Raw genomic sequence first — 12,075 nt, 5'->3', positions numbered from 1 at the left:
CGGTGATCACCCACCGGGGTGGCGGGAAGCGAGCTCACGGCCGTTGGGCCGTCGGGCGAGGCGAGGGTGGGGCGGGTACAACTGGGGATTTATCCACTCTCCACGAGAATATTCGTCTCTTTCCCCGCCCTTTCTTAGAATTGCCACCGTGTTCCTACCGACTGCACCGCGAACCGGCTTGCCTAAAAACCGCGCGTGGCCTCTAATCCTACCGCTACGCCTGCCAGAGGGGGATCTCAGGGCAGGTGGGCAGCCGGAGGAGGCTCCGTCAGAGAGCCGCAACCGGTTCAATAAAAAGAAGCACAAGCTTGCGGGACAAAAACAATGGCGGCAGACCGCGCACAAAATCTACAAGACACCTTCCTTAATCACGTTCGTAAAACCAAGACGCCACTGACGATATTTCTGGTCAACGGAGTGAAGCTGCAGGGCATTGTCACATGGTTCGACAATTTCTGCTTGCTGCTGCGGCGCGACGGTCACTCGCAGCTTGTCTACAAGCATGCGATCTCGACCATCATGCCCGGAGCCCCGATTCAGCTGTTCGAAGGTGGCGAGGACGCACCGGCTTGAGAGTGAACTGATTGGAACCCTTCAATCGTGAAGGGGGCGCCGACCGGACCAAGTCTAGGCCCGGGTCGGCGGGGAACGGCAGCAGCGGGCGGGTGATCGTCATCGGCCCGTACCTGCGCGTGCGCCGTGGTGACGGCGACGCGCAAACGGAGTCCTCTGTCCGCGACTATGAAGCGCGGATTGAGGAGGCCGCCGGCCTTGCCGGTGCGATCGACCTCACCGTGGTGGAATCCGTCATCGCGCCGATCAGCCAGATCCGGCCCGCGACTTATCTCGGAAAGGGCAAGGTCGAGGAGATCAACGGCCTCGTCGCCGGCAACAAGGTCGAGCTCGTGGTGATGGATTGCGCGCTGTCGCCGATCCAGCAGCGCAATCTCGAGAAGGCCTGGAGCACCAAGGTGCTCGACCGCACCGGCCTGATCCTGGAAATCTTCGGCCGCCGCGCCAAGACCAAGGAAGGCGCGCTGCAGGTCGAGCTCGCCCATCTGAATTACCAGCGCAGCCGTCTGGTGCGCTCTTGGACCCATCTCGAGCGCCAGCGCGGCGGCTTCGGTTTCATGGGCGGTCCCGGCGAAACCCAGATCGAGGCCGACCGCCGCCTGATCTCCGAGCGCATCACCAAGCTCGAAGGCGAGTTGAAGAAGGTGCAGGCGACGCGGCGGCTGCATCGCGCCGGCCGTCAGCGCGTGCCTTATCGCGTGGTGGCGCTGGTCGGCTACACCAATGCCGGCAAGTCGACTCTGTTCAACCGCCTGACGCGCGCCGACGTGCAGGCCGCTGACATGTTGTTTGCGACGCTCGATCCGACCCTGCGCGCGCTCAACCTGCCGCATGGCGGCAAGGCGATGCTGTCCGACACAGTTGGCTTCATCTCCAATCTGCCGACCCAGCTGGTGGCCGCGTTCCGCGCCACGCTGGAGGAGGTCTTGGAGGCCGACATCATCCTGCATGTCCGCGACATCTCCCATGAAGATGCCGAGGCGCAGGAGCGTGACGTCGAGGGCGTGCTGCGCCAGCTCGGCATCGATCCCGACGCCGATGGCGGCCAGCGCATCATCGAGGTCTGGAACAAGATCGACCGCTTCGATCCCGAGGAGCGGGACAACCTGCGCAACATCGCCGCGCGCCGCCCGCCGGAGCGACCATGCTTCCTGGTTTCGGCCGTGACCGGCGAGGGGATCGACGCGCTGCTGACAGCGATCGAGGATCGCCTCGCGGCCAAGCGCTCGACGCTGCAGCTGTCGATCGACGCCTCCGACGGCGCCGGCATCAGCTGGCTGCACCGCAATGCCGAGGTCCTGAGCAAGGAGCTGCATGGCGAGCGGTTCGACATGACGGTGCGCGTCGACGAGACCAAGCGCGACATCGTGGTGTCACGATTCGATGCTCTGCCGCACGAGACGTAGCGTCCCGGAAGTCCGCTGCGGCAAGGGGGATCGATGTTCAATCGTCGGACATTTCTCGGCGGCGGCTTGGCGAGTGCCGCGGTCGCAGGGATTTCAACGCGTGGGTCCGCCGACAACGCCGCGTTCGTCGACGCCCCCGCGCTCCGACCGGTCCTTGCGCGGCCGGACCGGATGTTTCGCGTCACTGTGTGCCTGCGTCCCTTTCGCGCCGCCGGCCCGCGGATCGAGGCGGAGTGGATCGACACGAAATACGTCGTCCACAACTATGGACACGGCGGAAGCGGCTGGTCGCTGTGCTGGGGCGCCGCGCAGGAGGCGGTGCCGCTCGCTCTGCAATTGAGCGCGCGCAAAATCGCCGTCCTCGGCGCCGGCGCGATCGGTCTGACGACCGCGATCACGGCGCAGCGGATGGGCGCGACCGTCACGATCTATGCCAAGGAGCGTTTCCCTCAGGTGCGTTCGGCACGCGCGACCGGGGACTGGTCGCCGGACTCGCGTATCGCGATGGAAGCCGATGTCGCGCCGGACTTCGCCGACCGCTGGGAGCGGATGGCGCGCACGACCTTCGCCACCCATCAAAGCTATCTCGGCCTTGCCGGCAATCCGATCGAATGGACGGATCGCTATCTGCTCTCCGACGATGCTCCCGACGCCGACGGCCGTTCGCACCGGCGTCAACATGCCTCGGCCGACGGCCAGGGGAAATTCCTCGAACTGCGCGGCCGCGTCCGGTCGCTCACGCCGCGCTGGGACCTGCTGGCCGCCGGATCGAATCCGTTTCCCGCGCCATATGCCTGGAAGAGCGCCTCGCTCACCTACAATGTCACGGATCTCTACCGTGAACTCGAGGCGGAGTTTCAGCGCGCCGGGGGGCTCTTCGTGCCGATCGAGTTGCACGCGCCGTCCGATCTCTCGAATATCCGTGAGACCGTCATAGTCAATTGCACCGGCTACGGTGCCCGTGCGCTGTTCCGGGACGAGAGCATTGTCCCGGTGCGCGGCCAGATCGCCTGGCTGATCCCTCAGCCGGATGTCAGTTATGGCGTCTTCTACCGTAACCTCAGCGTCCTCGGCCGGCGCGACGGCATCGTCGTTCAGCCGGTCGGCGAAAACGACTATTTCGGCTTCAACGACGACAACGAAACGCCCGATTTCGCCGCCGCGCGCCAGGCGGTGGAAGACGCGGCGAAACTGTTCGGCCGGGCCTGATCGGCCCTCCGGCGCGGCACCTCGCAACCTGACGAAATATGACGGCGCCGTGACGCGGCCTCACTCCGGCACGCCTGCGGCGTGCTGCCGCACTTTCTGTTTGAAATCTCCGCCGCCTTGGTTCATTGCGCTGCTGGACGCAAAGCCGAGGCCGATCGATGCAGGACACCAGCGAAACCATCACTCACGACACGCTCGCCGGCCAGAACGGTGATCTCGCCCATGCCCGGGCGCCCGAGATCGTCGACGCCCTCAACGCGCGGGAGCCGGCGGATGCGGCCAAGCTGCTGCGCTCGCTGCCGGCCGAGAAAGCGATCGAGGTGCTCGACCTGCCCGGGCTCGACAACACCTGCGAGATCCTGGCCGAGCTGCCGCAGGACACGGCGGTTTCCCTGCTGTCCGGGGTCTCCGACGACCGCGCGGCCGACATCTTCAAGGAGCTGGTCGAGCCGCTGCGCACCACGCTGCTGAACGGCCTCAACCCGGAGACCCGCAGCGTCATCTCGGGGCTATTGGCCTATCCCGAGCGCAGCGCCGGCAGCATCATGACGACCGAGTTCGTCAGCGTGCCCTCGACCTGGACCATCGCCGAGGTCCTGCATCACATCCGTATGGTCGAGCGCACCCGCGAGACCGTCTACTCGATCTTCGTGATCGACCCGGTCAAGAAGACCCTGATCCAGGCCGTGCCGTTGCGCCGCCTGATCTCGGCCGATCCGCACGCCAATGTGCTGACCGCGGCACCGGCGCGCAAGCCGCTGATGATCGCGCCGGAGGCGGACCGCATGGAGGCGGCGCGGCTGATCTCGCGCTACGACCTGCTTGCGGTCGCCGTCGTCGACGGTCCCGGCCACATCCTCGGCATCGTCACGGTCGACGACGTCATCGACGCCATCGTCGAGGAATCCACCGAGGACGCCCAGAAGTTCGGTGGCATGGAAGCGATCGACGAGCCATACCTGCGGATCGGGTTCGGCGAGATGATCAAGAAGCGCGCCGGCTGGCTGTGCGCGCTGTTCCTGTCGGAAATGCTGACCGCGACCGCGATGCAGTCGTACCAGAGCGAGCTTGAGAAGGCGATCGTGCTGACGCTGTTCATCCCGCTGATCATGAGCTCCGGCGGTAACTCCGGCTCGCAGGCGACCTCGCTGTTGATCCGCTCGCTGGCGCTGCATGAGGTGCGGCTGCGCGACTGGTGGCGCGTCGCGGTGCGCGAGCTGCCGACCGGCATCGTGCTCGGCTCCATCCTCGGCCTGATCGGCGTTGTCAGGATCACGCTTTGGCAGACGATGGGTCTGTTCGACTACGGCCCGCATTGGGTGCTGGTCGCCGCGACCGTCGGCGCCGCGCTGATCGGTATCGTCACCTTCGGCTCGCTGTGCGGCTCGATGCTGCCGTTCATCCTCAAGCGCATCGGCTTCGACCCGGCCAGCGCGTCGGCGCCGTTCGTCGCGACGCTGGTCGACGTGACGGGTCTCGTGATCTATTTCGGCGTTGCCGCGGTCATCTTGCGCGGGACGTTGTTGTAGGAGGAGGCGGCGCGATTTGAGGCGACCGTGTCCACAAACTCACTGTCGTCCCGGCGAAGGCCGGGACCCATAACCACCGGCCTTTGTTATTGTGCTGGATCGCAGTTCCGAATCGCGGACTGCGTCCGTCGGCCGTCAACCAACCGATAGATCACGCGGTATGGGTCCCGGCCTTCGCCGGGACGACGGCGGATTTCGCCTCGTTCCACAACGCATCCATCTCCTCGAGCGTCGCGCCATCGAGCGAGCGGCCCTTCGCCGCCAGCGCCTTCTCGATATAGGCAAACCGCCGCTCGAACTTGGCGTTGGTCGCGCGCAACGCGGTTTCCGGATCGGCGTCGACATGGCGGGCGAGATTGACCAGCGCGAACATCAGGTCGCCGGTCTCCTCGGCGATCTCCTGCTTGTCGTTGCGGTCGAGCGCGGCCTCGATCTCGTCGGCCTCCTCGCGGATCTTGGCGAGCACCGCGCGCGGGTCGTTCCAGTCGAAGCCGACCGTGGACGCCTTGCGCTGCAACTCCATCGCGCGGGTCAGGGCAGGCAGGCCCGCCTTCACGCTGGCGAGCAAGGACTGGTGCGCGGTGTCCTCCGCCGGCCGCCGCGCCGCGCGCTCGGCCTTCTCCTCGGCCTTGATGCGCTCCCAGGCGCTCTTGACGCCGGCCGGCTGGATGTTGCCGTCCTTGTCGGCAAAGACATGCGGATGGCGGCGGATCATCTTCCTGGTGATCGCCTCGACCACGTCGCCGAACGCAAATGCGTTCTGCTCCTCGGCCATCCTCGCGTGATAGACCACCTGGAGCAGGAGGTCGCCGAGCTCCTCGCGCAGATCGTCGAGATCGCCGCGCGTGATCGCATCCGCGACCTCATAGGCCTCCTCGATGGTGTAGGGCGCGATGGTCTCGAAGTTCTGAATGAGATCCCATGGACACCCGGTCACCGGTGTCCGCAGCGCGGCCATGATCTCGATCAGGCGGGAAATATCGCGGGAAGGGGTCATGGAGCACCGCTGGATGAGAGGTCGAGCCGTTATGCCAAATCGGCCCCGTCGATCCCAGCAAAACGCGCCGGAATCGCGGCGCTGTCCACCGATTGGCCGTAGGGCGTAGGAGTGGTAAAGCCCGTTCCATGACCGATCAGAACACTTCCGACACGGCGCTGGTGCTGTTTTCCGGCGGCCAGGATTCCACCACCTGCCTGGCTTGGGCCCTGTCGCGGTTTGCGCGCGTCGAGATGCTCGGCTTCTCCTACGGCCAGCGCCATGCCGTCGAACTCGACTGCCGCGACCGGCTGCTTGCCGGGATCAAGCAGCTGCGCCGCGATTGGGCGGCGAAGCTCTGCGACAGCCACACGCTGGCGATCCCGACGCTGTCGGACATCTCCGACACCGCGCTGACCCGCGACGTCGCCATCGAAATGGGCGCGGACGGTCTGCCCAATACTTTCGTGCCCGGACGCAACCTCGTGTTCCTCACCTTCGCCGCGGCGCTGGCCTACCGGCGCGGCATCCGCCACATCATCGGCGGGATGTGCGAGACCGACTATTCCGGCTATCCGGATTGCCGCGACGAGACCATCAAGGCGCTGCAGTCGGCGCTCAATCTCGGCATGGCCAAGAATTTCGAGCTGCACACGCCGCTGATGTGGCTGGACAAGGCCGCGACCTGGCGGCTCGCGCACGAACTCGGCGGAGCAGGGCTGGTCGATCTGATCCGCGAGCACTCGCATACCTGCTATCTCGGCGAACGCGGCGCCCAGCATGATTGGGGCTATGGCTGCGGCGAATGCCCGGCCTGCAGCCTGCGCGCCAAGGGCTGGCGGGAGTACGTCGCGCAGGGCGGTGGCGCCAGTCACTGATTTACCCGACTGCACAGGTCCAGCAGCGATCGCAGGGGCGCTCTGCAAAAATATCGAAAACAACCCCATGCAAAGGAGCTGTCGGCGGTCGACGTTCGACACGGCCCCCTTGACACGTCGGGCAAATCAGCCGTATTTTTCCATTATTCCGAAATCGCGCAACTGACCATGCCACCCTGCAATAGCCAAGCTGCGGGACGTGGCCGATAACCATATGCTTTCGCAGGGACGACAGCTGTGAAATGCGGCGCTCTGCAATCCGCGACGGAAGAGGGACTGCTACCCGAAATCCGCTGTCGTCAGTACGATCGGTTGGCCGTGCGGGGTGCGGTCGGCGGCGTGATCCCAGGCGTCGCGATAGCGATGCAGCGTCTCATGCGTCGTGACGCCCTTGGCGGCGACGAGGTGTTCCAGCGTCGCCAGCCAATGCTGGTAGTAGGTTTCGCCGGTGTCGGGATCGCCGGCGGCCTGTGCGCGCTTGATCTGGTCGGCGAGGGCCGCCGCCCATTCGGGCCAGGTGAAGACACCGCGGTCATGCAGCGTCAACGCCATCGCGAACGCCTGTGCTTCCCAGGGCGCGCGGAACACCGGGCCGTCCTGATCGCGGGGAATGCTGGACACGGCGCTGGTCGCGCGCGCGGCGGCGCCGGCATCCATCAGATGGCCTCCAGATAAGGCTCGAACGCGTCGATCGAGACCTTGATGGTCGGATCGGAGTCCGGTCCCCACAGCTCACGTCCGTCGAACACGACGGTGTACAGCCATTGCGGATGCTCGCCGGCATCGTTGGCAGCCGTATCGGGAAAGACGTGACAGCCGTGATCGCGCTCGACCACGCCGACATGACCGCGCACGTAGCGCGGCAGCCGCGTGTGCGTAGCGGGATGGATGTTCTTCGCCCGCACCCGATCGCCGGCCTTGAATTTCGCAGCCGCAGGTGCCGTGCGGCCGAACTTGCCGCGCACCATGATGCGCTCGACATCGGCCATGGAGAATTTGCCGTGCTTGAGCGATTTCGGCAGCGCGACGGAATGTCCGGATGCGACGTCGTCTTTGGAGATATAGCCCTTGTCGAGCAGCAGGGCTTCCAGGCCAAGGAACCATTTTTTGTAATAGGAGCTCGACAGATAGACCTGCGGGGGCAGGGTCTCGCGATAGAAGCGCGAGGCGTCGATGTTGAAGGCGCCCGCCGCGCCCATCGCACGGACCATGGCGAGTACGCGCGATTCCCATTCCTCATGGAACATCGGCTCATTCAGCTCGGGCTCGACCTTGCCGAACCCGTCCATGCCGCCCATGTCGTGGACGCCGTTCATGACGGCGCTCCGGGCGTCTTCGGGAATCCGGTGCCGATCATGGAATCGCGCGTCACGAGCTCGGCGAGCTGCTCCTCACTCCAGCCCTCGGTGCCTGCGGGCCGCATCGGCAGCACCAGAAAGCGCGTCTCAGCCGTGGAGTCCCAGACCCGGATTTCGGTTTCCTTCGGCAGGCTGACGCCGAAATCGGCGAGCACGCCGCGCGGATCCTTGACCGCGCGCGAACGGTACGGCGAGGCCTTGTACCAGACCGGCGGCAGCCCGAGCATTTCCCAGGGGTAACAGGAGCACAAAGTGCAGACGACCATGTTGTGGCGGCCGGGCGTGTTCTCGATCGCGACCAGATGGTCGCCGACGCGGCTGACATGGCCGAGGGTGCCGACCGCCTTGCTGGCATCCTCGAGCAGGGCCTTCTTGAAGGCGGGATCGGTCCATGCCTTGGCGACGACGCGGGCACCGTTATGCGGGCCGATCTTGGTCTCATAGGCCTGCACGATGGCGTCGAGCGCGGCGGCCTCGACATAGCCCTTCTCGGTCAGGATCGATTCCAGCGCGCGGACGCGCAGTTCGGTCTCCGACAGTTCGGAATGGTCGTGATCGTGGTGGTGATGATCATGTTCGCTCATGCCCAGAGAATAGGCGAAACCGCCGTGCTATGTCGAGGCAGGCCGTACACAACAATGCGAGCTGGGAGGTATGCGTGGCTGACTGTGTGACGATCGAAAAAGACCTCGGACCGGAGGGGCGCATCGCGGTGGTGCGGTTCGACCGCGGCGACGGTATCAACGCGCTGTCGCCGGAGGCGCTGCGGCAGCTGACCGATGCGGCGCGCAGTTTCGAGGACGATGGCGACACCTCGGTGGTGGTGCTGACCGGAGGCGCCAGGGCGTTCAGCGCCGGCTTCGACCTCAAGGACGCCGAGGGGCGTTCGCGCGCGACCATGGACATGGGCACGCTGCGCCGTCACCTGAAGCTCGGGCCCCGCCTGACGCGCGCCTGGCAAGAGATGGAGCAGGTCACGATCGGTGCGATCGAGGGCTTCTGTGTCGGCGGCGGCGTGGCGCTCGCCGTCGCGCTGGATTTCCGCGTCATGGCGCGCGATGCGCATCTACGCGTGCCGGAGATCGCGCTCGGCATGAACATGAGCTGGCAGAGCGTGCCGCGCATGCTGCACCTGATGGGCCCGGCGCGAACCAAGCAGGCCGTGATCCTCGCCGATGACCGGATCTCGGCCGAGGAAGCCTACGAATGGGGGCTGGTGGAGCAGGTGACTGATCCCGGCAAGTCCTTTGAGGCCGCGATGGCGCTGGCGTCCAAGGTCGCCGCGCAACCGCCGATTTCGGTTGCGATGACCAAGCTGACGGTCAACCGGCTGGCGCATGCGCTCGACGATCTCGCCAGCCACATGGATCTCGACCAGTTCGCGCTGGCGAGCCTGACCGACGACCACAAGGAAGGCGTCGCGGCGTTCCTCGGACGGCGCAAGCCGCGCTTCAGGGGGCGTTGACGGGCGTCACCGCCGTTTGGCGATGTCGTTGCCGGAGAGCTCGGCCTCCCAGCCGAAAACCGATCGGCCGTCGAGGCTTGGCGACCGCGCGCGCTCGTTGGCCACGAAGGCCTCGAAGGACGGGCCGGTTGCGGTCAGCTCAAGCCTGCGCGCCTGATCGTCGAGCCGCTTCAGCGCCTGCATCTCCTCGTCGCGGCCGAGCTTCGCCTGCTGCACCGCCGATTTCAGCACACCAATGGTCTCGTCATAGACCTTGATCGGCACCGGAAACGGATGACGGTCCTTGCCACCATGCGCGAGCGAGAAACGCGCCGGATCACGGAAGCGATATGGCGTGCCGTGGACGACTTCGGCGACCATCGCCAGCGACTCGACGGTGCGGGCGCCGACGCCGGGCGTGAGCAGCAATTCCGGGAAGTCCAGCGGCCCGCGCTCTGCGGCGGCGGCGAGGGTGCCGTGCAGGCGTCGGATGAACACGTCGCTCGAGCGCACATCGTGATGCGCAGGCATGATCAGGTGCAGCAGATCGCCCTGCGCCTCGATCTTCTCGGTCAGCTCGGCATATTCATGCGCGATGCCGTCGGGACCGAGCCCGGCGAGCAGATCGAGCTGGGCCTGGCGCGAGGCGTCGGCGCGGTGGTCGGTCAGATTGACGATCTCGCCCTGCGATGGGCCATCGATCGCGCTGTGCGGCTCGTCGACGAAGCTGCGCAGGCCCTCGGAATGCCAGTGATAACGCCGCGCCTGCCGCTTGCTGTCGCTCATGCCCTGCTGGACCACGGTCCATTTGCCGTCCGCGGTGACGAAGAAGCCATGCAGGTAAAGCTCGAAGCCGTCCTGGACTGCGGCGCTGTCGACCTTGGCGACCAGACGGCTGGCGCGGGTGAGGGCAACGCCATCAAAGCCGGTCCGCTCGCCCAGCGCTGTCAGCTCGTCCGGCGTCCGCCGCGAATGCCTGCCGCGGCCGCCGCAGACATAGATGCCGAGTTCGTCCTGAAACGGCGCCAGCCCGCGCTTGAGCGCGCCGATCACGCTCGTGGTGATCCCGGACGAATGCCAGTCCATGCCCATCACGGCGCCGAACGACTGAAACCAGAACGGATGCGAGAGCCGCTGCAGGAACGCGTCGCGGCCGTAATGATGGACCACGGCCTGCGTGATGATCGCGCCCAGCGTCGCCATGCGCTCCGCCAGCCATGGCGGCACGCGTCCACCATGGAGGGGCAGATCGGCGCTGCCGGTTCGTCGGGCCATCGGTCTCCAAAGCCTCGCCAATGCGTCCTTGAGTCGGGGGGGCAGACTATCAGGCAAACCGACGCGCCTCTGCGTCAAGTGTTGTCGTGTCGGTCTCGTGGTCCGCGGGCTCAAAAGAAAACCCCGCAAAGGCGGGGTCTCTCCCAGCTGACGTGCTGGGGATTCAGGGCCTGACGCGCCAGCTGTACCGCCGCAAAAAAGGAACAGCGTCGCCGAGACGGAATATGCTCGCCTCGCGACGCTGGCCTGATCACTGGGCCCTGAAATCCCCCAGCCACACATACGTCGCCGCTGTGATGAGAAAGTTCAAAATAAAACCCCGCCTTCGCGGGGCGGGGTTTGATGCTGACCGCCTTGGGGGCTGATAGGTCAGCAAGTGCCGGGATAATGTGCTGATCCGCAGAAGGTTCCTATGCGGGCGCTCGTGGTGGGCTTCGGCGCGGCGGGGCTTTGCTGTTTTGACCGAGCTTCATCGCCGGTCGAAGCAAGACGGACACCTTGTTCTGGCCCCACAGCGCGGCGGCGCGGCCCCGCCGATTCAGATTTCCGCAAGGTGCCTAAGCATCCGGCTAGGAACTTTGACTTGCCGGCCAGATTGTCAGGACGAATTGAGCGGAGGAGGCTCGCATGAACCAACTGATCTATCTGGTGGGACTGATCGTCGTCATTCTCGCGATATTGTCGTTCTTCGGATTGCGGTAGGCGCGTCATGGACAACGAACATGGGCTTGCCGTGTCGGCCGACCATTCGACCGGCCTTTGGCTGCAATGGAGCCCGGTGTTTGCCGGCGCGTTGGCTGCGTCGGCGTTATCCGTCATCCTGATCGGCTTTGGTGCAGCAGTCGGGCTAGGCGTGAGTTCAAGCTCGCCGTCATGGCGCGATGCATCGGCCGCGCTCGCCTTGCTGTCCGGGCTGTATTTGATCCTGCAGGCGATGGTGAGCTTCGGCGTCGGAGGCTACATCGCCGGCCGCGCACAGCGTGTGATCGGTGCGACGCCGTCGGACGTGATCGAAAGCCGCGACGGACTTCATGGTCTGACGGCTTGGGCGCTTGCCGTCATCGCGAGCGCAGCATTGGTTGCGCTGGTCGCCCTGTCGGCTGCGCGACCTGTCGTGCAGAACCGTTCGTCCGCGACAGCCGCGGAGCCGCTCCTAAGCGCCGAGCTTGACCACCTGTACCGGTCGCTCCGGCATCCGGCCAATATCGATATCGGCTATGAGCGCGCGGAAGCAGGGCGCATCCTGTTGACCAGTTCCGGCCACAGCGGCGTCAGCAATGAGGACCGCAGCTATCTGATTCAGCAAGTTGCAGCGTCGACGGGGCTTGCCGCCACGGAAGCCGAAAAGCGCGTCGACACCGTGATCGGCGATGCCCGGACTGCAATCGCGCGGTCGCGGCGAAGCGCGGTGATCCTGGCGTTCTCGA

12 protein-coding genes are annotated in these 12,075 nt (G+C 65.6%); 7 read left to right on the top strand and 5 right to left on the bottom strand.

Annotated features, from left to right (window positions below):
* Positions 1–324 precede the first annotated feature (324 nt).
* The 4 genes from hfq (at position 325) to mgtE (ending at position 4,717) form a co-directional block, all read left to right on the top strand.
* Positions 325–573 (top strand): RNA chaperone Hfq, encoded by a 249-nt coding sequence (hfq, locus tag CK489_RS28665; RefSeq protein WP_006020546.1) that lies wholly within the window; start codon positions 325–327, stop codon positions 571–573.
* An 11-nt stretch (positions 574–584) separates the two neighbouring features.
* The gene (hflX, locus tag CK489_RS28660; protein WP_095734704.1) at positions 585–1,979 is read left to right on the top strand and encodes a GTPase HflX; all 1,395 of its coding nucleotides are present in this window, start codon (positions 585–587) and stop codon (positions 1,977–1,979) included.
* A 33-nt stretch (positions 1,980–2,012) separates the two neighbouring features.
* Entirely contained in the window at positions 2,013–3,188 is a 1,176-nt protein-coding gene (locus CK489_RS28655) for an FAD-dependent oxidoreductase (RefSeq protein ID WP_095734703.1), read from the top strand.
* A 158-nt stretch (positions 3,189–3,346) separates the two neighbouring features.
* On the top strand, positions 3,347–4,717 hold the full coding sequence (mgtE, locus tag CK489_RS28650) for a magnesium transporter (RefSeq protein ID WP_095734702.1): 1,371 nt from the start codon (positions 3,347–3,349) through the stop codon (positions 4,715–4,717).
* 151 nt (positions 4,718–4,868) lie between these two features.
* Here the strand turns inward: mgtE and mazG are convergent, their stop codons facing one another.
* Positions 4,869–5,714: a nucleoside triphosphate pyrophosphohydrolase gene (gene mazG, locus CK489_RS28645; protein WP_095734701.1), complete on the bottom strand. Its 846-nt coding sequence runs from the start codon at positions 5,712–5,714 to the stop codon at positions 4,869–4,871.
* 128 nt (positions 5,715–5,842) lie between these two features.
* On the opposite strand from mazG, the gene queC reads away from it, so the two are divergent.
* Positions 5,843–6,571 carry a 7-cyano-7-deazaguanine synthase QueC gene (gene queC, locus CK489_RS28640; protein WP_095734700.1) on the top strand — a complete coding sequence of 243 codons (729 nt, stop codon included), beginning with the start codon at positions 5,843–5,845 and terminating at the stop codon, positions 6,569–6,571.
* Between the two features lie 279 nt (positions 6,572–6,850).
* Here the strand turns inward: queC and CK489_RS28635 are convergent, their stop codons facing one another.
* From CK489_RS28635 to nthA, 3 genes are read right to left on the bottom strand one after another with little or no spacing between them, the layout of a single operon-like run.
* Complete coding sequence (locus tag CK489_RS28635; protein ID WP_050626490.1) at positions 6,851–7,228, bottom strand: nitrile hydratase accessory protein; 378 nt, start codon at positions 7,226–7,228, stop codon at positions 6,851–6,853.
* Positions 7,228–7,887, bottom strand: coding sequence for a nitrile hydratase subunit beta (gene nthB / locus CK489_RS28630; protein WP_050626491.1), 660 nt, complete (start codon positions 7,885–7,887; stop codon positions 7,228–7,230). The genes CK489_RS28635 and nthB overlap by 1 nt, the downstream gene beginning before the upstream one ends.
* Positions 7,884–8,513 carry a nitrile hydratase subunit alpha gene (gene nthA, locus CK489_RS28625; protein ID WP_050626492.1) on the bottom strand — a complete coding sequence of 210 codons (630 nt, stop codon included), beginning with the start codon at positions 8,511–8,513 and terminating at the stop codon, positions 7,884–7,886. Before nthA ends, nthB begins: the two co-directional genes overlap by 4 nt.
* 74 nt (positions 8,514–8,587) lie before the next feature.
* Here nthA and CK489_RS28620 point away from each other — a divergent pair, with 74 nt between their 5' ends.
* Positions 8,588–9,394 carry an enoyl-CoA hydratase/isomerase family protein gene (locus tag CK489_RS28620; protein ID WP_095734865.1) on the top strand — a complete coding sequence of 269 codons (807 nt, stop codon included), beginning with the start codon at positions 8,588–8,590 and terminating at the stop codon, positions 9,392–9,394.
* Between the two features lie 6 nt (positions 9,395–9,400).
* On the opposite strand, the gene CK489_RS28615 is transcribed toward CK489_RS28620, so the two are convergent.
* The gene (locus CK489_RS28615; RefSeq protein WP_095734699.1) at positions 9,401–10,648 is read right to left on the bottom strand and encodes a DUF763 domain-containing protein; all 1,248 of its coding nucleotides are present in this window, start codon (positions 10,646–10,648) and stop codon (positions 9,401–9,403) included.
* A gap of 709 nt (positions 10,649–11,357) precedes the next feature.
* Between CK489_RS28615 and CK489_RS28610 the strand changes: the two genes are divergently transcribed.
* A partial coding sequence (locus CK489_RS28610; protein WP_095734698.1) for a hypothetical protein occupies positions 11,358–12,075 on the top strand: 718 nt, incomplete at its 3' end.

The sequence above is a fragment of the Bradyrhizobium sp. UFLA03-84 genome, from assembly GCF_002289535.1.
Lineage (GTDB): Bacteria > Pseudomonadota > Alphaproteobacteria > Rhizobiales > Xanthobacteraceae > Bradyrhizobium > Bradyrhizobium viridifuturi.
The sequence above is the reverse complement of the archived record's forward strand: the minus strand, read 5'-3'. Positions and strand labels throughout refer to the sequence as shown.

Coding starts and splice junctions, on each gene's coding strand:
- hfq (WP_006020546.1), top strand. CDS start 325: ATGGCGGCAGACCGCGCACAAAATCTACAAGACACCTTCCTTAATCAC.
- CK489_RS28655 (WP_095734703.1), top strand. CDS start 2,013: ATGTTCAATCGTCGGACATTTCTCGGCGGCGGCTTGGCGAGTGCCGCG.
- mgtE (WP_095734702.1), top strand. CDS start 3,347: ATGCAGGACACCAGCGAAACCATCACTCACGACACGCTCGCCGGCCAG.
- mazG (WP_095734701.1), bottom strand. CDS start 5,714: ATGACCCCTTCCCGCGATATTTCCCGCCTGATCGAGATCATGGCCGCG.
- queC (WP_095734700.1), top strand. CDS start 5,843: ATGACCGATCAGAACACTTCCGACACGGCGCTGGTGCTGTTTTCCGGC.
- CK489_RS28635 (WP_050626490.1), bottom strand. CDS start 7,228: ATGGATGCCGGCGCCGCCGCGCGCGCGACCAGCGCCGTGTCCAGCATT.
- nthB (WP_050626491.1), bottom strand. CDS start 7,887: ATGAACGGCGTCCACGACATGGGCGGCATGGACGGGTTCGGCAAGGTC.
- nthA (WP_050626492.1), bottom strand. CDS start 8,513: ATGAGCGAACATGATCATCACCACCACGATCACGACCATTCCGAACTG.
- CK489_RS28615 (WP_095734699.1), bottom strand. CDS start 10,648: ATGGCCCGACGAACCGGCAGCGCCGATCTGCCCCTCCATGGTGGACGC.